This is a genomic window from Corynebacterium pseudotuberculosis (assembly GCF_002155265.1).
Classification (GTDB): Bacteria; Actinomycetota; Actinomycetes; order Mycobacteriales; family Mycobacteriaceae; genus Corynebacterium; species Corynebacterium pseudotuberculosis.
In genome coordinates, this window is the sequence record NZ_CP021251.1 from 838,749 (window position 1) to 859,705 (window position 20,957).

At 54.6% G+C, this 20,957-nt stretch carries 20 protein-coding genes; 9 read left to right on the forward strand and 11 right to left on the reverse strand.

Features of this window, described 5'->3' with window-relative positions; all coding sequences use genetic code 11:
* Positions 1–25: 25 nt before the first annotated feature.
* On the forward strand, positions 26–1,090 hold the full coding sequence (locus tag CpATCC19410_RS03910; protein WP_014401399.1) for an ATP-grasp domain-containing protein: 1,065 nt from the start codon (positions 26–28) through the stop codon (positions 1,088–1,090).
* On the opposite strand, the gene CpATCC19410_RS03915 is transcribed toward CpATCC19410_RS03910, so the two are convergent.
* From CpATCC19410_RS03915 to CpATCC19410_RS03925, 3 genes are all read right to left on the reverse strand, one after another.
* Complete coding sequence (locus CpATCC19410_RS03915; RefSeq protein ID WP_013242688.1) at positions 1,026–2,195, reverse strand: HNH endonuclease signature motif containing protein; 1,170 nt, start codon at positions 2,193–2,195, stop codon at positions 1,026–1,028. The genes CpATCC19410_RS03910 and CpATCC19410_RS03915 overlap by 65 nt on opposite strands.
* 122 nt (positions 2,196–2,317) lie before the next feature.
* Positions 2,318–2,803 (reverse strand): GNAT family N-acetyltransferase, encoded by a 486-nt coding sequence (locus CpATCC19410_RS03920; RefSeq protein WP_014401398.1) that lies wholly within the window; start codon positions 2,801–2,803, stop codon positions 2,318–2,320.
* A 1-nt stretch (position 2,804) separates the two neighbouring features.
* The gene (locus CpATCC19410_RS03925; protein ID WP_014401397.1) at positions 2,805–4,157 is read right to left on the reverse strand and encodes an FAD-dependent oxidoreductase; all 1,353 of its coding nucleotides are present in this window, start codon (positions 4,155–4,157) and stop codon (positions 2,805–2,807) included.
* 249 nt (positions 4,158–4,406) lie between these two features.
* On the opposite strand from CpATCC19410_RS03925, the gene pta reads away from it, so the two are divergent.
* Both pta and CpATCC19410_RS03935 read left to right on the forward strand, forming a co-directional pair.
* Positions 4,407–5,795, forward strand: coding sequence for a phosphate acetyltransferase (gene pta, locus CpATCC19410_RS03930; RefSeq protein WP_013242685.1), 1,389 nt, complete (start codon positions 4,407–4,409; stop codon positions 5,793–5,795).
* A gap of 3 nt (positions 5,796–5,798) precedes the next feature.
* Positions 5,799–7,001 carry an acetate kinase gene (locus CpATCC19410_RS03935; protein ID WP_013242684.1) on the forward strand — a complete coding sequence of 401 codons (1,203 nt, stop codon included), beginning with the start codon at positions 5,799–5,801 and terminating at the stop codon, positions 6,999–7,001.
* On the opposite strand, the gene CpATCC19410_RS03940 is transcribed toward CpATCC19410_RS03935, so the two are convergent.
* From CpATCC19410_RS03940 to CpATCC19410_RS03950, 3 genes are read right to left on the reverse strand one after another with little or no spacing between them, the layout of a single operon-like run.
* Positions 6,998–9,247 (reverse strand): serine/threonine protein kinase, encoded by a 2,250-nt coding sequence (locus CpATCC19410_RS03940; RefSeq protein ID WP_013242683.1) that lies wholly within the window; start codon positions 9,245–9,247, stop codon positions 6,998–7,000. The two genes, CpATCC19410_RS03935 and CpATCC19410_RS03940, sit on opposite strands and share 4 nt — an antisense overlap.
* Positions 9,244–10,215, reverse strand: coding sequence for a glutamate ABC transporter substrate-binding protein (locus tag CpATCC19410_RS03945; protein ID WP_013242682.1), 972 nt, complete (start codon positions 10,213–10,215; stop codon positions 9,244–9,246). The genes CpATCC19410_RS03940 and CpATCC19410_RS03945 overlap by 4 nt, the downstream gene beginning before the upstream one ends.
* Positions 10,215–11,642 (reverse strand): GlnX family signal transduction membrane protein, encoded by a 1,428-nt coding sequence (locus CpATCC19410_RS03950; protein ID WP_014367660.1) that lies wholly within the window; start codon positions 11,640–11,642, stop codon positions 10,215–10,217. The genes CpATCC19410_RS03945 and CpATCC19410_RS03950 overlap by 1 nt, the downstream gene beginning before the upstream one ends.
* 76 nt (positions 11,643–11,718) lie before the next feature.
* Between CpATCC19410_RS03950 and CpATCC19410_RS03955 the strand changes: the two genes are divergently transcribed.
* From CpATCC19410_RS03955 to CpATCC19410_RS03965, 3 genes are read left to right on the forward strand one after another with little or no spacing between them, the layout of a single operon-like run.
* On the forward strand, positions 11,719–12,198 hold the full coding sequence (locus CpATCC19410_RS03955; RefSeq protein WP_014401396.1) for an NUDIX domain-containing protein: 480 nt from the start codon (positions 11,719–11,721) through the stop codon (positions 12,196–12,198).
* Between the two features lie 13 nt (positions 12,199–12,211).
* Positions 12,212–13,141 carry an ABC transporter ATP-binding protein gene (locus tag CpATCC19410_RS03960; RefSeq protein ID WP_014522764.1) on the forward strand — a complete coding sequence of 310 codons (930 nt, stop codon included), beginning with the start codon at positions 12,212–12,214 and terminating at the stop codon, positions 13,139–13,141.
* Positions 13,142–13,903, forward strand: coding sequence for a multidrug ABC transporter permease (locus CpATCC19410_RS03965; RefSeq protein WP_013242678.1), 762 nt, complete (start codon positions 13,142–13,144; stop codon positions 13,901–13,903).
* Positions 13,904–13,910: 7 nt separating this feature from the next.
* Here CpATCC19410_RS03965 and cls read toward each other — a convergent pair whose 3' ends face one another.
* Genes cls through CpATCC19410_RS03985 form a run of 4 tightly spaced genes read right to left on the reverse strand, consistent with a single transcriptional unit; the run spans position 13,911 to position 17,734 of the window.
* On the reverse strand, positions 13,911–15,404 hold the full coding sequence (cls, locus tag CpATCC19410_RS03970; protein ID WP_013242677.1) for a cardiolipin synthase: 1,494 nt from the start codon (positions 15,402–15,404) through the stop codon (positions 13,911–13,913).
* Positions 15,401–16,168 (reverse strand): exodeoxyribonuclease III, encoded by a 768-nt coding sequence (locus CpATCC19410_RS03975; protein WP_013242676.1) that lies wholly within the window; start codon positions 16,166–16,168, stop codon positions 15,401–15,403. The genes cls and CpATCC19410_RS03975 overlap by 4 nt, the downstream gene beginning before the upstream one ends.
* Before the next feature lie 3 nt (positions 16,169–16,171).
* Positions 16,172–17,134, reverse strand: coding sequence for an N-acetylglutamate synthase, CG3035 family (locus CpATCC19410_RS03980; RefSeq protein WP_013242675.1), 963 nt, complete (start codon positions 17,132–17,134; stop codon positions 16,172–16,174).
* A 6-nt stretch (positions 17,135–17,140) separates the two neighbouring features.
* Positions 17,141–17,734: a peptide deformylase gene (locus tag CpATCC19410_RS03985; RefSeq protein ID WP_013242674.1), complete on the reverse strand. Its 594-nt coding sequence runs from the start codon at positions 17,732–17,734 to the stop codon at positions 17,141–17,143.
* On the opposite strand from CpATCC19410_RS03985, the gene CpATCC19410_RS03990 reads away from it, so the two are divergent.
* Genes CpATCC19410_RS03990 through CpATCC19410_RS04000 form a run of 3 tightly spaced genes read left to right on the forward strand, consistent with a single transcriptional unit; the run spans position 17,733 to position 19,711 of the window.
* Positions 17,733–18,011 (forward strand): DUF3263 domain-containing protein, encoded by a 279-nt coding sequence (locus CpATCC19410_RS03990; protein ID WP_013242673.1) that lies wholly within the window; start codon positions 17,733–17,735, stop codon positions 18,009–18,011. The genes CpATCC19410_RS03985 and CpATCC19410_RS03990 overlap by 2 nt on opposite strands.
* A gap of 10 nt (positions 18,012–18,021) precedes the next feature.
* Positions 18,022–18,573 (forward strand): LytR C-terminal domain-containing protein, encoded by a 552-nt coding sequence (locus tag CpATCC19410_RS03995; protein WP_013242672.1) that lies wholly within the window; start codon positions 18,022–18,024, stop codon positions 18,571–18,573.
* A 19-nt stretch (positions 18,574–18,592) separates the two neighbouring features.
* Positions 18,593–19,711: a glutamate--cysteine ligase gene (locus CpATCC19410_RS04000; protein WP_013242671.1), complete on the forward strand. Its 1,119-nt coding sequence runs from the start codon at positions 18,593–18,595 to the stop codon at positions 19,709–19,711.
* On the opposite strand, the gene CpATCC19410_RS04005 is transcribed toward CpATCC19410_RS04000, so the two are convergent.
* The gene (locus CpATCC19410_RS04005) at positions 19,645–20,937 is read right to left on the reverse strand and encodes a glycosyltransferase 87 family protein (protein WP_013242670.1); all 1,293 of its coding nucleotides are present in this window, start codon (positions 20,935–20,937) and stop codon (positions 19,645–19,647) included. The genes CpATCC19410_RS04000 and CpATCC19410_RS04005 overlap by 67 nt on opposite strands.
* Positions 20,938–20,957: the final 20 nt, after the last annotated feature.

Sequence of the window (20,957 nt, forward strand, 5' to 3'; positions counted from 1 at the left end):
GTAGCCGCCTTGTAGCATAAATGACATGTTTATCCCCGAGTACATTGTTTCACCTGACCCAACCCGAGTTCTGGTTCTTGGCGACACCGACCTGGGGAAGAGGCTCGCCTTGGCTTTTGCAGATCTTGGTGTGGAAGTCACTGTGCTGGCAGATGCAACACTCGAGGATATTGAACAGCTCCAACCGCACTATGTGGTTCCTGTGACCAAAAACATTCCTGCTGGCATCGGCGATGCTCTGGTGCCCTCGCCACGTGCTTATGACCGGGAAGAGATTCGCCGGATTGCCACCGAGGAACTTGGTCTGCCCATGAGTAAATTCCAGTTTGCTTCCTCTGCGCAGGAGCTTCTCGACGCCGCCAATGATCTCGGATACCCCTGCGTGGCTAAATCCTCCAATTCGATCCACCTCCTGGTCTCTGCCGATGATTGCGAGAGGGCATGGGAAGGCGAGCGCATGGTGGTCGAGCGATACGTCGAGTTTGATTATGAAATCACTTTATTGGCTGTGCGCTCGGTAGATCCAGAGACGGAGAAGCTTGCCACCTGGTTCTGTGAGCCGATCGTCCACATACGCCAAGACGGAATTCTTATCGGGGCAGCGCAGCCAGTCGCGTTGAACTCAATCGCCTTGGATAATGCCCGCAGCGTGGCTGCTCGTATTACTAACGCTGTAGGCGGCCGCGGGGTCTTTGGCGTGAAGCTTTTTGTGATCGGCGAGGATATCTATTTCTCTGAGCTCTCACCTTATCCATTCCGCAGTGGCGCAGTCACCTGTGCTACGCAGCGCTTTGATCAATTTACTCTCCATGCCCGCGCTGTGCTTGGCCTCCCCGTCGACGTCACACTGGTCACCCCAGGCGCGATTGCCTTCTCCAATGACGTCCGCCCGATTACGCGGGAGTCTGTAATCCAGGCGCTGAACATGCCGGAGATCCATGTGGCCATCACCCAGCGTGGGGCTGTGGCGTTATCCACAGCGGATACCGCGGTGGAAGCTGTCGATCGAGCGATGCTGGCTATTTCTAGAATGGCGGGGCATCAGCCGCATAATCACGATCAGCCTTTCTCATTTGACGGCGCTTCTTAATTCGCTTGGCTGCTCGCTGGATAAATGATTGACCAAACATGCGTTGCTCACTCATGATCCCCGCGGGCTCTGTGGTGATGCGCAGATCCCTATCAAGCAGCCACGTCACCTCCCCGTCTTCCCCGGCAATGCAATCTACTGCTTTAGATGTTTTGAGGTTGTGATGCTTGCGGCATAGGCATTGGGCATTGTCGGCTTTGGTCAGGCCATTGGGGCCATATTCTTCTATATGGTCAATATCGCAATGCCAGGAAGCCACACTGCAACCGGGGAATCGACATGTGCCGTCGCGGGCTTGAATCCAGCGGCGCAGGTCGCCGGTAAATGCGTAGTGGGCGAGCGTGGTGTCTTTATATGGATCAAGGTCTCGCCATATCGCGGACTCTGTGATTGCCTTATTCACCGCCGGGCTAAAGGATGAGCCGTCGATGGTCTCAATCGTGTCGCTTCCTTTTACCGAGTAAAGATGCACTACCGGGGCTTGCTCTGAGGCGAGAAAGAAAAATGCCTCTGCGTCAGTGCATGCATGTTCCCGGGCAAGCTGTGCTAGCCGTTGCTTGATCAGATGTGCTGTTCCGTTGTCTACAACAGCGTGAACCACCGTTTTCCCCTGACGAGTTTCAAAGAAGCTAACGCGGGGTTCGGGTTTTTGTTCGGGCTCTTCGATAGCCTCATTGAGGGATTCAAGAAGTTTATGTAGAAACCTCCGAATGGCTTGGGCTGTTGGCACCTTCTGATTGGCTCGTTTGGGATGTAGATAGTGGGCTAGGGCCTCATCGATGACCTCAAAAAGATCGGGTTCCACCCCGTATAAAGATTGTGCGATGGCTATAAGCCGGGAGAAGTCTAGATGCCATAGGCTCATCTCTAATTGATGCAGTAATGGCAAAGCCCTGAGCGTCTGTAGGGCATCGATGCGAAGTTCCACGTAGCGCGGCCCTTTGTTGATTCTTTCCCCGATGGAGATGCAGTATTCCGCTATATCAGTGTTTTTGTCAGGGATGAGCTTTGCCCACCTGTGGTATTCGCATTGAAGAGCCCGTCTCTCGCTTACGCAAAGAGGATCTTCCATGTTGCATCCGCGATACGTCCCCCAAGTTTTCATGATTCCCCCATGAAGTCCCCACAGTCCTAATGTAAACCCCAATAAGCCAATATTAGCACACACATTCCATATAGCAAGGGGTATAAAAATAGAACCTACAGCTTATCTGCCGTAGGTTCTGGCTAAATTTTATGGGTATAGAACATGTTAGCGAGCTTTTCTGAACTTAAAGCCATGGGAAGATGCGGTATTCCATCTTCCTCAAATGGTGCTCCTGACCGCACAAACCCATAGGTCGCGTAGTAATCTTCCAGGGCTGATTGTGCATGTATAAAGGTGTCTCGCCCGGGGTATTGCTCATAAATAAGGCGAAGCGCCTGGAACATCAGTTCGCGCGCCAATCCGGTTCCGCGCTGCTCCTTGTCCACAACAAACCTTCCCAATCGGACCACTGGCCCCTCGGGGAAGATGCGTGCCACGCCCAGAAGCTCTTTATGCGGTGACCAAGCCTGGATGTGCAGCGTGGTGTCTTGGGCGTCGACCTCATCAATCTCTTTGTAGGCTGCCTGTTGCTCATGAACAAAGACATCTACCCGGAGCTTATAGATCTTGTGAACCTCAAGGGGTGAAAGATCCTGAAGGGGCGACACCGCAAAGATTGTGTTCATCTCATTCTGGTGCTGCATGAGAGACCATCTCATCCCATTCCACGATCTTCTTACGCTCGCGGCCTTCGGCCTCTCCGAGTGCGCGCTCTGCGGCGTCGAGAATGTGCCAGCCGTCCCAGGTGGTGACGGCGATGCCGCGGTCTTTGAGGAATGCGATGATGGCGGCGTCGTCACGCTCTGTGGCTGCGGTGAGTTTGCCGTCCGTCCAGTCTGCTACCAACATCTCCGTGGTTTCTTTGGCGTCGGACTTGGTGTTGCCAATGAGCCCCACGGGACCGCGTTTGATCCAGCCGGTGGTGTAAAGGCCGGGAACGATGGCGCCCTCGTGGAGGACGTGTCCGCCGTCGTTGGGGATAACGTGATTGGTGGGGTCAAAAGGAACGTCGTTGATGGCCTCTGATCGGTAGCCCACGGCGCGGTAGACGGCTTGAACTGGCCAATCGGTGAATTTACCAGTGTTGCGCACTCCGCCTTGGCCGTCGTATTCGGTGCGCTCGGTGCGCAGGCCTACAACCTGGCCGTCCTCGCCGAGAATCTCTACGGGGGATTCAAAGAGGTGGATGAAGAGCTTGTGGGGGGCGCCCTTGAGATCGCGCATTGCATAGTTTTCCAGGGTCTGGCAGACCAGGTCCTGGGACTTGGAAGCGTGGCGGGCCTCGATGGAGGCCTCATCATAATCGATGTCCTCGGGGCTGACTACGACCTCGATGGTCGGGGAGTGGTCGAGCTCTTTGAGCTCCATGGGGGAGAACTTGACTTGAGCTGGTCCTCGGCGTCCAAAAACATGGACTTCCTCAGCTTGGTTGTTTTTGAGAGCTGCGTAGACATTGTCGGGGATTTCGGTGACTAGGAGCTCGTCGCCGGTTTTGGCTAGGATGCGCGATACGTCGAGGCCCACGTTGCCTACGCCGATAACTGCGACCTGTTTAGCGGAAAGATCCCAGTTGCGTTCAAAGTCCGGGTTGCCGTCATAGAATCCCACAAACTCTCCCGCGCCATAAGAGCCCTTGAGGTCTGATCCGGGGATTTCAAGGTAACGGTCGGCCACGGCACCTGTGGAGAAGATGATGGCGTCATAATACTGACGCAGCTCATCTATGGTAATGTCCTTGCCCACGTCGATATTTCCTAGAAGGCGGATCTCAGGTTTATCTAGGACATTGTGAAGGGATTTGATGATGCCCTTGATGCGCGGATGGTCAGGTGCCACACCATAACGGATTAATCCGAAGGGGGCGGGCATGCGCTCAAAGAGATCGATCTTTACGTCTACCTCTGATTTTACTAGCAGGTCAGAAGCGTAAATCCCGGCTGGGCCCGCACCTATTATGGCTACACGCATTGGTTCAGTCATTAATGTCACAATTCCTATACTGAGCGAGAGTTTTGAATGTTAAAAATTTTAAAACAAGCCGCTTACGGGGCCTATTTAAGGGTGATTGTTCTAGTTTACGCCGCGGGCTGGCGGTGTAAGCAAGCCTTGGGTTTGTATAAAACGAGAGCAGTTTCACGGTAAACTCGCTTGCGAATCATACCGAGTATGCGTTGAGCCCTTCAATCATGGTGTCAACGCATTACTTTTGGCCATGAAAGGATCGCGTAAGTGACTGAAATTCAGCACGCATCAGTCCTGCTCACCCGGGCAGGACGCAACTTTGACGGGTTTGCCGTCGACGCTTTTGCGGATCGTCTTGGACTTCCGGTGCAGCAGCTCGTTGAAAAGCATGCTGACCTCGCAGAGATTCTGGCGTCTAAGCCGCTAGAAAACCGCCCCGGATTGTTCATGGGCACCGGAAACGTCAACTTCGATGCTCGGGCAGCTTCTGCTTTGGGTGTCCCACTCCTGTTGCTTATCGACGCCCCCGGTATGCACGTGGATCTCGCCGCAGAGGAATGCGCCGAACTGGGCGTTGTTCTAGCTGCTGCTTTTACTGCTGAAGAAGCGGAGACGGAAGCCGGCATGGAGAAGATTCGTGCAGGTTTGAACGTTGAGACTCCCGTTGTTATGAGCGCTCCTGTTTTTGAATCATGGCTGCTCGACCAAGCTAAGGCACAGCACTCTCACATCGTCCTGCCTGAGGGTGATGATGATCGTATTCTTGAGGCTGCGCATCAACTGCTCGCTCAAGACATTTGTGAGCTGACCATTCTGGGCAACCCAGAGGCCATCACTGCTCGGGCAGCGGAGCTCGGTTTTGACCTTTCCAAGGCTCATCTCCAGGATCCAGCTACTGACCCGAACGCGGAAAAGTTTGCCGTTGACTTCGCTGAGCTGCGTAAAAAGAAGGGCGTGACCCTTGAAGAGGCTCGGGAGACAATGAAGGACATCTCCTACTACGCCACCATGATGATTCATGAGGGACTGGCAGACGGCATGGTGTCCGGAGCAGCACACACAACTGCTCATACCATCAAGCCAAGCTTCCAGATTATCAAGACTGCGCCGGGCACCTCTGTTGTCTCGTCGATCTTCCTGATGGTCATGCGAGGCCGTCTCTGGGCATTTGGCGACTGCGCCGTGAACCCCAACCCCACCGCTGAGCAGCTGGCGGAAATCGCAGTGGTTTCTGCCCGTACTGCAGCGCAGTTTGGTATCGATCCCCGCGTTGCTCTGCTGTCTTACTCCACCGGCAGCTCCGGAGCCGGCCCCGACGTGGACCGTTCCGTAGCGGCAGTGGCCAAGGCTCATGAGCTAGACCCCGAGCTCAAGCTCGATGGTCCTCTGCAGTTCGACGCTGCTTGTGATCCAGGTGTTGCGGCTAAGAAGATGCCTAACTCTGAGGTTGCGGGGCACGCAAACGTCTTTATCTTCCCGGACCTTGAGGCCGGAAACATCGGATACAAGACAGCTCAGCGCACCGGCCATGCGCTGGCCGTAGGACCTATCCTACAGGGCCTAAATAAGCCGGTTAATGATTTATCTCGCGGTGCGACGGTTGCAGATATTGTGAACACCGTTGCTATCACCGCTATTCAAGCAGGAGGAAAATAGAACATGGCGTTGGTCCTAGTTCTCAATTCGGGCTCTTCATCGATCAAGTTCCAGCTTGTCGATCCCACCCAGCACGCAACCGATGCTCCCTTTGCATCCGGTCTTGTCGAGCAGATCGGTGAGCCTAAGGGCAAAATCACGTTGAAGCATGGTGGCGAGAAGTACGTTGTGGAAGCCCCAATTGCCGACCACACCGCAGGCCTGGATCTGGCATTCAAGCTCATGGGTGAGCACGGCTGTGGCCCCAAAGACGTTGAGCTTGAAGCCGTTGGACACCGAGTAGTTCACGGCGGCCAGGTTTTCTCCCAGCCTGAACTGATTACTGACGAGGTCGTGGAAGCAATCCGCGGTCTCATCCCGCTGGCTCCTCTGCACAACCCAGCGAATATCTCTGGTATTGAGGTTGCACGCACACTCTTGCCTGAGCTCCCACACGTTGCCGTGTTTGATACCGGTTTCTTCTACTCGATGCCTCCAGCCTCGGCGCTGTATGCGATTGAGAGCGAGACCGCCACAAAGAATGGTGTGCGTCGGTACGGCTTCCACGGCACCAGCCACGAGTACATCTCGCAGCAGGTTCCTAAGCTCTTGGGTAAGGATCCAGAGGACGTTAACCAGATCACCCTACACTTGGGCAACGGCGCTTCTGCTGCGGCGATCCGCCAGGGTAATCCGATTGATACCTCCATGGGTATGACCCCATTGGCTGGTCTGGCAATGGGCACTCGCTCCGGTGACATCGATCCAGGCATCATCTTCCACCTGTACCGCACGGCAGGCATGAGCATTGATGAGATCGATGATCTGCTTAACAAGCGTTCCGGTGTGAAGGGCATCTCGGGTGTTAATGACTTCCGCGAGCTGCATCAGCTGATTGCAGAGGGCAACGAGGACGCTCGCCTTGCTTACAAGGTCTACATCCAGCAGCTGCGCCGCTTCATCGGCTCCTACATGATATCTCTGGGCCGTATCGACGCCATCACCTTTACCGCAGGCGTAGGCGAAAACGATGATGCGGTGCGTGCAGACGCTCTTGCAGACCTAGAGAACTTTGGTATCAAGATTGATTTGGAGGCCAACGCAGTGCGTGCCGACGGCGCCCGCGAAATCTCCACCCCAGATTCCACAATCAAGGTCTTCGTGGTTCCTACAAACGAGGAACTCGCTATTGCTCGTTACGCAAAGACCATCGCGGAATCTGTCTAAAACCAGGTCATCGGCCGGACCTGATTGGCCATGTCCACCAACGTATACCGATGGTGGACATTGGGGGCACTGCGCGCTAAAAGCCGGAGAGAATCATAAAGCCCGGTGCGCAGGCCCACCTGCGTAAAGCGATAGTCAAAGAGATCATTGTCCGCTGCTGCAGCCTCTAGGCGAGATTGGCGTAACCACGTCAAAGCGGCGTTCATGATCGCTATCTTGATCTGCAAGAAGCGCGGCTCGTTGGTCGGAATGCTTTCAAGCCTACGAGCTGCTCGCCTGATACGTGACTCGCTGAGGTCGCCGCTGATCAGGTGCAAAATGGCAGTGAGCTCGGCCATACGCCTGTGCGTAGAGTTTTGCGGAACCTGATCTAGCGTAGATACCGCTAGATCGACCTGGTTCTCCGCTACCAACTGCCGAGCCAACCCAAAAGCCGAGGATACTGTGGTGGGATTTGTCCGCCATACCAACGCATAAAGATAGAGGGCCTTGAAACGCAGAGTTTCAGGGTCCTTAGTCAATTCACTCCACATACCAATGGTGTTGCCCTTGAGCTCCGCGGCGGAGACCGCGGTATCTGGAGATAACAACGGCGTTGAATCCATGCCCATGCCCTGGAGCAACATCTCGCAGACAGCAGCGCGAGCGAGCTTTGGGGCGGCCTCGCCAGGAAGAATATTATAGACCTCGTTAAAGTGGCGCTGAGCCATCACGTAATCGTCGAGAAACAGCGATGTTACGCCTGAGTACCACTGATGGCGCCAATCATCACTCAACGTGGCGTCTAATGTGTCCAGCCAAGAGCGTGCTTCATCAATAAATCCCAGATCTAACAGCGTGCGCACTACGCCCAGGGGAATCTCTTTGGAGTTTGCAAATTCTTCCTGAGCCATAGCGTCGCGTAGCGTCTGCAATGTTTGCGAAGGCTCCGCATAAGAGGCACCGGAAATCAGAATCGCGCCAGGGTCGGTGCGATCTAAGAGGGGGACTGGCAGCGCTGCGTTGACCTCCTCTGAGGTGATGCGAACGTTGCGCTCGATGCCGTCGATAAGCTGATCTGTGCGAAACACCATGTGCTTGGTACCAAAGGTGGAACGCTGGGGCGAATAAAGCGAGTGCTGGGCGGGGAACTGCCGGTGCTCCGCCAGCGCGAGATACTCCCGCAAAATCCCAAAAAGCTGAGTCTCCAGCTCACGTATAGAGGCAAAACGCTTAGCCGGATCGCTGCTCATGCAGCGGCGCAGTAGGCGGTAAAAGGAAAGATTCTGGGCAAAGAGCTTTTCCTCATCAGGGGAGGGGATGCCGGGTAAATAAACTCCATCGGCAGAAGGAAGATCCACCGTCAGGGCGGCAAGAGTCCGGCCAATCGTATAGATATCACTCGCGATCGAGGGGCCATCGGTGGCTACCTCCGGAGCTTGAAATCCCTTTGTGCTGTAGATATATCCAAAAGCTCCAATGCCAGAGACCGCGCCTAGGTCAATCAATTTTACCTGGTCCTCGGCAACAATGATGTTATCCGGCTTAAGGTCGTTATAGACCACGCCGCGCGAGTGTAGGTAGTCGAGAGCAGGAAGAATCTCCAAAATATATGCGATGGCAATATCGATGGAGAAGAACCCTCCCGGCTGCTCTTTGCGCCGATCTGCCAGCGACGGCCCCGGGACGTACTCCATGACAATAAAGCCGCCTTCAACGCGGTGATCATCAATGAAGTTATAAGATTTTACGATTCCCGGGTGCGTAATATCCGCTAGAAATTCCCGTTCCGCCACGGCCGCGCCGTAGTCGTGAGGATTGGCATTGGCTTTATCGCGCATGCCTTTGAGCACCACGACGCGCCCAGAAACATTACGGTCGCTAGCCACATAGATCCAACCCATACCACCATGAGCGATCACGCCCCGGACCTCATACTGATTGGCCAGGATATCGCCGGGGTGAAGAAGCGGCTTTTCTAGGCCTTTCTGCTCAATATAGGCATCGTCCTTGAGCATTTCTTCCGCTGTGGAAACTGGGATAAAAGGCAGGGTGACCATGCCGTTAGCCACGGTGCGGTCATCGCGGTTAGTGCCGCGCCGGGAGCGAAATGTGGAGATCGACTTTTCCCGTGAACGAGCATCTGTATCCGTGTCTTTTTGGATACTGCTGAGATCATTAAGAAGCCCCGAGAGGTCATCCTCCTCATCGTCTGCGAAAGGATCAAAGGGGATGGCCTCGGTTCCACGACTTAGAGGGTCATTCATCGTTGCTCCTCACGATAATTCAACGCAGGGGGATTCTGAGACGGAAGGTAATCGCCGAACCATTTGGCGTAGGACCTTTGCCACGTTCCGCCTCTAAAAATACGCTCGATAGTAGCGTTCACATGACGGATAATCCCCTCAGAATCATGGCGGGGACCGGGCTTAGCAAAAGCGATACCGTAGTGCTCCTCAGCGAGGGCATTGCCCACTATTTCTGTGAAAGGATCCTGCGCGAGCATCCCCGAGAGGATCGTATCGTCCGAGATCACAGCATCTGTGTGCCCCTGCTGCAACGCAAGCAAACAATCCGCTGAGCTACTCACTATGAGCAGCTTGGCGCGAGGCGCTACATACCTGGTTCTTTGGGCACCGGTGGACTCTGCGGTAGCGCATACAGTTTTTCCGGGGAGGTCATCCACGGAACTAATACCGGAGTTCTTGTGCACAAGAAGTTTTGTCTTGCCCGAGAAATAGGGGGTGGAAAAGAAGACCTGATCTTGCCGGCCACGGGTGATGGAGATTGACCGGATAGCTAGGTCAACGTCGTTGTTTTCTAAGGCCTTCACCCATGTGTCTGCGTCGATGTATCGGAAGTCAATTTTTGTGGGGTCGCCAAAAATATCGCGAGATATTTCCCTAGCCAGGTCAACCTCAAAGCCTTGCAGCTCGCCGGTGGCGGTGTTGCGGAAGCTAAGGAGGTTTTGCGATTGGTCGATGCCCACCATTAATCGGCCACGCTCGCGGATTTTCCGGATGTTCTCGGGGTCGGCATCAGAACCGGTGTCAGGGCGGAGTGATCCTAATAAGTTGGTGGTATCTACATCAGGTAACGCGGAGTCTTCCTGAGGCTTTGGGGAGGTGGTTGGAGGCCGGCTGGGGGACACAGTCACCGTAGGCTCAGGTGTTGCGCAGGCCGTGGTGAGCAACACAGACGTGGTTAGAAGGGCGAGGACAGTGCGGCGCAACATCAGAGGTACTCCTGGAGCCGAGGTCGGATACCTAACCAGAGGGAGAGCACAGAAACCAGAGTAAACACAAGGACCATGGTGCTCACCACGTCGGAGGCGTTAGCGCCACGAGTGATGTAGCCGCGGGCGGTTTGGCGGGCGTCGTCGATAAGCTTTGCCAGGGAAGAATCTAGAACGTTGAAGGCAGAAGGCGTTGCGGCGGACGTGTCATTGTAGAGAGTCAATGCCAGGGCTTCTTCATAATCGCCGGAGTTGAGGGCGGCTGCGAGTTTTTCGTGGGAGCTTCTCCAGGACTTTGTTGCTTTGACCGCCTGATTGAGGTGCTCGCGATTGTTGGCATTATCCACCAATTGAGAATTTTCATAGTTATTTAACGCTTTATCCATGGTATCCAGGGCGGCGTTAAAGTTGGTGTTGGAGTTTTCTAGGGACTGGCGCCATACCAAAGCGAGCGTCTCGCTGCTCCGGGCCTGTTGCGCACGGATGCGGGCGTCAGTGAGCGACTGCAACGGTGACGAGACCGTTTGGTAGGCGGTAGAGCTAGCGCTCCAGGTGAGGAAGCTGGCGGTGGATACCCACGTTGTGGCGATCACCATCAACAGCGTAGCCAGTACAAACCATCCATTGAATCGGCGGCGGGTAACGTGAGCGATCCAGAGCTGGCCGAGCAGCAACATGATAAGCGCAATAAAAAGACCACCGAGCGGAACCCAGAGCGGGCGGGCGAGCTGCTGCTGCTCATTGGTCACATTATTACTGGTGAGGGTGTAGAGCTCAGCGGCTGCGGGGAGGATCTGTTCACGCATGAGCGTAGAGGCCTGAGACATATAGGCCACGCCTACGGGGTTGCCTTGTCTGTTGTTAGCCCACGCGGTTTCCACGAGTCCGGTGTAAATGGGGATCTGTTCAGAGATATGCGTAAGCAGCTCTAGCTGGTGGCCAGAGTTCTCGCTGAGCCCGCCGGCTGTTTGCGCGACAGCGCGCGATGCGTTTTGGATTGCCTGCTCATATCTCTGTCGATTTTCGCTGGTGTCTACCCCGGCGCGCACAAAGCTTACCGACGCCGTCGTGTTGGCTAGGGACAGGGAAGAATAAAGGTTTTGCGCAAGGTAGGAGACCGGCTCGGTGTTATCTATCAGTGTTTTTAAATCGGCGCGCCTGTCCGCGGATGTCTGCGACATGGAGACGCCAGCAGACAAGATGGTGATGCTGAGTACAACGATGAGCGTGGTCATACGCCCCGGCGTGGTGGAGAGAAACTGCAATAGTTTCTTGGTCCAAAGGATGGGGTAGGTGATCGATTCATGCCAGAAGGCGTGAAAACGGGAGCGCTGTCGCTCACGATGTTCGCTGATCCGGTCGAGCCAAGAATCTTCAACGTCGGGCGACAGCGAGGTATGCGCGATGTCTCCCACGGTAAACCTCATCTCCGTTACAGACGATACAGATGTTGCAGATGTTGTAATCTACCCTAGAATTATACCGGCAGCTAGAGTAGAACACATGCCTACAACATCCGGAGACGGTTGGGTCGAGGGACCCAACGGTACGCAGCTGTGGGGGAAATACGGCGCCGCAGGCCTTCTTCTTACTGCTGCACGCACTCAGTCAGTATTGATGCAACATAGGGCGTCGTGGACTAACTATGGTGGCACCTGGGCCTTGCCGGGTGGGGCGCGTGAGCTCGTGGAAACCGCAGAGGAAGCCGCAGCGCGTGAGGCCTATGAGGAAACCGGAATCTCTCTTGAACGCTATGTTTTTGTTCAATCGCTAGTGACTGCCGGTCCGTATCATTCGGGTTGGACGTACACTACCGTCTTGGCTTTGACCCAAGAAGAGCTGGATACAGTGCCCAATGCGGAATCGGAAGAGCTGCGCTGGGTGCCAATATCTGAGGTGCATAAGCTTGATTTACTGCCTGCTTTTGCCGCTACATGGGACAACTTAAAAACTCGCGTTGAAAAAATGATAGGAGAGATGTGACAGACTAGAGCGCATGATTGAAGTATGCGGTTTAACCAAACAGTACGGGCAGGTGCGGGCGGTCGATGACCTAACCTTTACCGTCAAACCCGGAATCATTACTGGATTCCTCGGACCTAATGGTGCGGGAAAATCCACGACCATGCGCATGATTCTCGGTCTGGATCGCCCTACCTCGGGGACTGCGACGATCGATGGCGTGCCCTATGCCAAGCTCAAAAATCCTTTGACCAAGGTCGGCGCGCTTCTCGACGCCAAGGCCATACACCCCAATAGGTCTGCTGCGAACCATTTAAAGTGGGTGGCACAGTCCAACGGCATCTCCACTAAGCGTGTCGACGAAGTCCTGGGGGTCGTTGGACTCAGCGACGTGGCGTCGAAAAAAGCCGGCAGCTTCTCCTTGGGAATGAGCCAACGCCTAGGGCTCGCAGGTGCTTTGCTGGGAGACCCCGAGATTCTCATTCTTGATGAGCCAGTCAACGGGCTTGATCCCGAGGGCATCCGGTGGGTCCGTGAATTTTTGCGTGCGCTGGCGGATCAAGGCCGCACCGTTTTAGTTAGTTCGCATCTGCTCTCTGAGATGTCCCAGACTGCCGATCACCTTGTGGTCATTGGTAGAGGGAAACTGGTTGCGGATACTTCCACGTATGAGTTTATTCGCGATAACTCCGCATCCAACGTGATAGTTAGGTCACCGTATCTCAAGGAGCTGGCTGAGCTGCTAAAGGAATACGAAATTACTCCTAAGTGGGGCAAGGATGAGGAAGATAGGGAATACCTCAGCATCACTGGGCATAGCACGGATGAGGTCGGGGCAATGGCTCACTCCGGTGGAGTTCCGTTGTCTCAACTTTCCCTCAAGCGGGCATCTCTTGAGGATGCCTTTATGGAAATGACCAATGATGCTGTTCAGTATCACGCGCAGGTAAAGGAGAATCACTAAATGTTCCTCAACTCAATTCGCGCTGAGTGGACCAAACTGCGCACCACCAAGGCTTTCTGGTGGACTACAGCCCTCTTTATTATCTTTGCTGTGGGCTTTGCGGCCCTGCAATCAAAAGATATACCACCAGGACCGCTGGGGATTCCCATTATTAACCCAACGAGCATTGTGATTGGGATACAGGGACTCGGCATTCTCATCATTGCGATTCAGGCAATCATGGTGGTCACCTCAGAGTACCGGCACAATTATCAATCAGTTACGTTCCTTGGCACCCCAAATCGCACTCTAGTGGCGATAAGCAAATGGCTTATGTATGCCGTTTTTTCTGCACTTCTTACTTTTATAGTGGTTGTGTTGTGCTTCTACACTTCTAAATTGGTTGCGGGCGGGGATGCGAGCAAGACCCTCCAGGTCTGGAACAACGAGAGTGCCCTGCGAGTGATGTGGGTCTTCCCCTTGATCGCTGCGTTACTGGTTACCTTTTCTCAAGGCATGGCGTATCTGCTTAGGCAAACTGCCGGTGTGACCACACTGATGATGATCTGGATACTCGCGCTTGAGCCGCTCCTGGGGTTCCTTCCCAAGATCGGAACGTGGATTGCTAAGTATGGCCCGATGAACAACATGAACGCTTTCCTGGGTAAAACAGCGATCCAAGACATCCCGTGGGGATATGAGGGGAGCGGTGCATACTTTGCCGCGTGGTCCTTTGCGATTCTGATTCTGGGCATCATTGTGCTGAATAAGCGCGATGCCTAGAATGCTGTTACTGCAGCGCGGAGGTTAAGCGCATGATGTTATCCACATATCGGCGAACAAGTCCGCGCTTGTTCCACTCCTCAATTGTGAGCTCTATAGAGTTTTCTTTGTAATCATTGGCCAGCTGATCTAGCTGGCGAATCATATTTCCACGGGCCGTCATCAAAGAGACCTCATAATTCAAGCCAAAGCTGCGCATATCCATGTTGGAGGAGCCGATGACTCCCACGGAGAGGGAATCATCGAGCTGCGGATCCGCAATCATAAACTTGGAATGCAGGACTGCCGGCTTGCGGTAACGGTAGATGTGTACCCCGGCCTCCAGCAGCGCTTGGTAATAGCTGGACTGCGCATGGTCGACCATAAATTGGTCGGCTTGCTCGCTGACCAAGAGTTCGACCCGCACCCCGCGGTAGCATGCCGACGTGACTGCCTCGAGCATTGACTCGTCGGGGATGAAGTAGGGGCTGCACATGACCAAACGATGCTTTGCGTGGTGAATGATCTGGTTGAAAAGGCGCAGGTTAGGCTCGGTGCTATATCCGGGACCAGAAGGAACTAGCTGGAGAACGTTAACGTCGGTTTCATCTTCTTCAGGGATCTCCGGGTTGACCATGTGATCGTCGATGGGCGGGAGATCGTCTGATTCCTGGAACCAGTCCACAGCAAAGACCATGTTCATGGATGCCACTACAGGCCCAGAAAGCTCGACCATAACATCGACCCAGTGGCGTCCGCTGGCGTGGTTTTTCTTATTGAGGTACGCGGCCTCGATCATGTTTTGTGAGCCGATGAAGCCGTGTTCGCCGTCGATAATCAGCATCTTGCGGTGATTGCGCAGATCCGGACGGCTGAAGCGCCAACGGAAAGGCTGCAAAGGCAGCATGAGTCGCCACTGCACACCTATCTCGGTTAGTCGCTTGCCTAGCTTTAAATAGCCTGGATATTTCCAGCTTCCCACCTGGTCTAGGAGGAGGCGCACTGTTACTCCGCGCTGCACCGCGCGGGCAAGCGCTTGGAAGAAAACATCAGTGGTGTCGTCCCATGCCGTGATGTAAATCTGCACGTGAACGTATTTTTGTGCGTTATCTACGGCGCGGGCCATGGCACGGATCGACTCCGTATAGTCGGCATGCATGCCAAGGTTGTGGCCGGTGGTGGCAGGCAACAAGGTGAGTCGCCTATTCATCTTGATCATAGAGATGAGCTCTTCGCCGATTACGGCACCCTCCGGATAATCCGGGACCTTGGCTTGCACATTCTCAATGTCCCTGTTGGCCTTAAACTGCAGCTCGTGCCGTCTTTTATTGATATAGGGGCTGCCCATGGTTAGGAATAGGGGAAGGCCCAAAACAGGGATAAGCAGGATTGCGAGTAGCCACGCAGTAGAGGAGCTCGGCCGGCGGCCTTCAGGGACAAAACCAATGGCGATGATCTTGATGGAATAATCAATAATCAGGCCTATTGTTTGCCATGTGCTCAGGTCGATGCTCCAACTCATAGTATGTAATCTACGATAACCGGGGCATGATCGGAAGCTGCCTTGCCTGAGCGCTCATCGACGTCGATAAAGCTGTTCTCTACGGTTAGATCTGTCGTAGCGAGTTGAAAGTCGATAAGCATCCCCTGGTTTTTGAGGAATCTTCCCGCCTGATAATCCCAATAGCTATAGCCCTCCAAAGGGGAGGCGATGTGCAGCCCGGACGTGGTCAAAGCCTCAAATGCTTGGCGCTCTGGCTCAGTTACGTGTGTTTTTCCCTCAAAGAAAGACATATCCCAAACATCTTGGTCTCGGGGTGCGATATTGAAGTCGCCTAGGAACACCGTGGGTTCTGTTACATCCTGGGCATGCAACTGCAGCGCAAAGAGCCACCGTAGCTTGTAGTCATAATGAGGGTCCGCAATCTCGCGGCCATTGGGCACGTACAGGCTCCACACGCGGACGCCGCCACAGAGTGCCCCGATCGCTCGGGCCTCCACGGCTTGTTCCTTCTGTGGGTCTTTATTAAACCCGGGTTGGCCTGGGAAATGCTTCTGAACATCCTCAAGACCCACTCGGGAGATAATGGCAACGCCGTTCCATTGGTTTAAACCAAAGTGCGCAACCTGGTAACCGATGGCCTGGAAACGCTCATAGGGGAATTGATCATCCTTGCACTTGGTCTCCTGAACCGCGAGGACGTCCACGTTATGGCGCTGTAAGAAATCGACCATCCGGTCTACTCGGGTACGAGCGGAATTCACGTTCCAGTTGACAATGCGCATGGATTAAAGATTAGTCGCTTCCGCATATCGATGCCGGTGATGCTCAACAAAGCCGAGTTTCTCATAGAGCCCAATGCCGGCAGCGTTGGTGGCAATAACTTGAAGATACGCTCGCGTGGCGCCCTCCCGAGCACCCCAGTGCAGCATATGTCTTCCCAGCTCGGTGCCTAGACCGCGGCGTCGATAAGCTTGCGCGACCTCAACGGCTGAGTAACCGAGATAATTATCGGTGACGGTGCCACGCGTAATAGCTACGGTTTCTCCTTCTGCGGTAAGCAGCCTGCCAAACCCCATTTTCCCATCGATCTCCTCGCGGAGCAGATCGAGCGCGTGCTCAGGAAGCGGCTCGCCGCGGAAGTTATAAAGAGACAACCAATCCTGATCTGGCTGGTCATCGATGCGAAACTCCCAGTCGGACGTGGTGGCGGGAAGATCATCCAGGTTGCGCGTCATCACAATGATCTCGGGGCCCAAGGACCACCCTGGCTGCGCCACGAGTTTTTCCGCCATTGCACCGATGCGCTCAGGGATAAGGATACGGGTGGGCAGATTATGCCGCCTATAAAACGCATGGATCGCCGCTATCGGAATAGGGGTAAACATGGCGGTGTTTCCCAGGGGGGCCGCGCTGTTAGATCGCTCTGTGATGCCGTCGCCGGATCGTATAAGCCATTGATCGCACCAGGTGTGCTCGATGCCCGGGAAGGCCTTGGCCGTGGCATTCTCGATCGCACGGATATCCGAATTACGAACAGTGCGCGGGCTTAGCTTTTTCATGATGATGATGTCAGCGCGAGGGATAGATAACGCCGGAACCTCAGACGGGAAACCACCTACTTTCTGCGGCCGGACCACCAGGGTTTCCTCATCGATGCTCAGGACATGCCCAATGATGTCATTAGCTTTACGACGCACCACGATGCGATCGTTTGGGGCTACTTCGTCCGAACGGAAGATCCGTGACATCGTGTTTTATTCCTCAGCATCCCAGCCGAAGGGATCTTCATCTTCACCCGGCATCCACGTAAGTCCGGCTTCAGTCCAGCCGTTGCGCTTAATGGCCTTTTTAGCCTGGCGCTTATAGCGGCCGACCAAGGTATCCGTATAAAGGAAGCCATCCAGGTGCCCTACCTCGTGTTGGAAACACCGGGCAAGGAATCCGGTTCCCTCATAGGAGACGGGGTTTCCGTGCTCGTCCAGGCCCGTGACCTTGGCCCATGTTGCGCGGCCTGTGGGGAAACCCTCGCCGGGGACAGACAGGCAGCCCTCATCATCGCTGCCGTCGTCGGAAGGCATAGTCTGCGGAATCTCCGTAGTTTCCAGAATCGGATTGATCACGCATCCGCGATGCATATGGCCCTGATCGTCGGGGCAATTGAAGACAAAAAGACGCTTGCCCACGCCGATCTGATTTGCTGCTAAGCCGACGCCATGGGCAACAGCCATGGTCTCATACATATCTGCGATGAGCTCTTGTAGCTCGGGGGAATCAATCGGCTCGGTGACCTCGGCCGTAGGATTATGTAGAACGGGATCGCCGTGGATCACGATGGGTCGAACTGTCATGCCCTACAGTGTAGGCATGTCTGATGCCAATAACCTCACTCGACTGGAAAAACAGTTGGCATTGCTGGCTTTTGAGGAACGCGCGCCACACAGCTTGGGGGCCAAGGAAGAAGCAATCAGGGAAGAGCTTGGGATATCTCCAGTGCGGTACTTTCAATCCCTCAACCGGGCCATTGACGTGCCTGAAGTGATGTCTGAGTATCCGGTGCTCACGGCGCGTCTACGCAGGATTAGGGATCAAAGAGCCGATCGCCGGGCACAAGCACAAAAACGATAGAATAGTTCAGGTGACTACAGAACCTTCCCCAAACAATGAACAACGCCTTCCGCTTCGCGGTATGGCCATGATCCTCATCGCCGTGGCTTTACTCCTAGCGGCGTGGGGTGTGTATTCGATGACTCGTGAAGAGGCATCAGACACCACCGTCACCGCTGAGAGCACCACCACTCAGGCGCAGCAACGACCAACCGCAGCCGCAAAACCGACTCAGGCAGCACCGGCAGCACCGCAAACAACGGTGGCTCCAGCGCCCCCTGCGCATGCTGAGGTAAAGAAGGTTCACGTTCTTAACAATTCCACCATTCAAGGCCTTGCCGCCGGGGTAGCGGACAAGCTGAAGCAGGATAGTTGGGAATTAGGCGAGGTTGGTAACTTCCCAGACGGAGTAGTTCCTCAAAATACTGTTTATTACACCCCTGGAAACGCCGCGGCGGAGCAAGCTGCGCGTAAACTAGCAGAACGCGTAGGCGGAGTAGCAGCGCCGCGGGCGGATAACCTGCCTAGTGGTACTGAGGACCCCAATAGCGTGGTTCTCGTGCTGGCTCAAGAAGTCAACTAGCTTTGAAAGGTGGCCTGTTATGGCCGAAAACTTCAATGCCTCACCCCGCCCGACCCTTGGAGTTGAGTGGGAACTGGCTCTTGCGGATCCCCAAACGCGAGACCTGGTACCTCGCGCCGCCGAGGTAATCGACCTTGTGGCTTCCAGATTTCCCGATATACATCTGGAAAAGGAGTTCTTGGCCAACACGATTGAGCTAGTCACCTCCGTATGTGACACCACTCCGCAGGCAGTGGAAGAACTGAGCGTCGCGCTTTCCGCTGTGCGTGAGGCCGCAGAGGAATTGGGGCTCAAAGTATGGGGCTCCGGCTCCCACCCTTTCTCCGATTTCCGCCAACAGCCGGTGAGTGAAAAAGGCCATTACAACGAGATCATCGCGCGTACTCAGTATTGGGGAAACCAGATGTTGATCTGGGGAGTCCATGTTCATGTGGGGATATCGAGCAAAGATCGTGTCTGGCCGATCATTAACGCGATGCTCACCATGTATCCGCACCTGCTGGCGTTAACGGCTTCTTCCCCCGGCTGGGATGGATTAGACACCGGTTATGCCTCTAACCGGACGATGCTCTACCAGCAGCTACCCACGGCCGGGCTGCCTTACCAATTCCGCGACTGGGCGGAATGGGAATCCTATATGGAAGACCAGAGTAAATCTGGAGTAATCAACCACACCGGCTCCATGCACTTTGACATTAGACCGGCTGGTAAGTGGGGCACCATTGAAGTACGCGTGTGCGATGCCACTAGTAACCTCATGGAGCTTTCCGCCGCCGTAGCGCTTACCCATTGCCTGGTGGTCTATTTTGATCGGATGCTCACTCAAGGGGAGGAACTGCCAACCTTGCAGGATTGGCACATAGCAGAGAACAAGTGGCGCGCTGCCCGCTATGGCATGGACGCGATCATTATTACGTCGCGGGACACAGAAGAACGACTTGTTACTGATGAGCTGCGCCGGTGGGTCGGAGTGCTCACCCCGATAGCGCAAGAGCTAGGGTGCGAGAAAGAACTGCACCGTGTTTTAAGCGTGTGTAATCGTGGCGCAGGCTATCAGCGGCAACGTGCAGTCTATGAGGCTACTGGCTCGTGGGAAGCTGTGGTGGATTCCACCATCGCGGAATTGGATTCTTTCTGAGCTATTCGCTGCAAGATTGAGGCTATGATCCCATAGCCCACAAGAACGAGGATTCCTGCTCCGCAGAAAAGAAGGTTGCCTAGGTCCTGAGGGTTCTCATTACGTTTGAAAAACGCCATATCGCTCCAGATGATGGAACTGACCTGAGGAGCTGTAACCAACACGACGATGCCGGTGGCTACGATAGCGCCGGCTTGATTTAATAACCACCCGGTCCATCCAAGGGAATGCTTGGCGTTGAACTCATTGATCGCATCATCAACGGCAAGGTAGATGCAGACCACTACCGGTACCATCCAGATCCAGTGGTGGTACCAGCTAAAGGGGGATACCAGACAAGCTGTGATTCCGCCCATTGCCATAGCCATGGGCATGTTATCGCGCTTGATCGCCAGTCTGATTGAGTAGGCGGCTATGGCAATCACCACGATAATGGCCACTACCCACAGCAGACCGCCCTGGATGCCAAGGACGCGATCCATGACAGAGCGCAGCGATTGGGCACCTGCATTAGTATGCACGCCGACTCGGGAAGAATCAGAGATTGCAGAGGTCCAGAACTTAGCGGCATCGGGTACTACGAGTTGCCCGATGAGCACGGTAATTACAAAAGTCGCTGCGGAGATAAAAGCGGCGCTCCAGCGGCGCTCTAGAAGGAATACAAAGCCAAAGAAGGCGGGCGTGAGTTTGAGCCCCGCTGCCAGCCCTACTCCTATGCCAGCAAAACGACGATTACTAGGGAGGAAGTCCAAAGCCACAAGCAGCATCAGGATGAGGTTGATCTGGCCATAGAAGAACCCACCGCGGATGGCCTCGAGCCCCAGAGAAGCGACAGCCAATCCCACAGCCACGAATGCAGTGGGCACGGTAACGCGGCGCTCACCACGCGCCAAGATAAGCAGGATTACTCCAATGAGGGCGAGGAAATTGGCCGTTTGCCAGATCACCGTCAGCCAGTCGTCGCTAAAAAGCGCAAGGTATTTAAAAAGTGCGCCTGAGAAAGGCGGATAAGTAAAAGGCAGATCCCACACAAAAGAGTCGCTGTAGAGTTTCCCACCAGATTGCAAATGCCTTCCGGCAAGAGTGTAAACATGCAGGTCTACAGGCATCCATTGGGTGAGCTTGTGTTTGCTGAGAATTGAGTCTTCATGCAATAGGTCCCAGGGGATGAAGAAGGCCAGAATTACAAGAATTGTGGGGGCCCCTCTGAGGTTACGTGCCTTCATGCTGTCCTCCTGATCAGCGG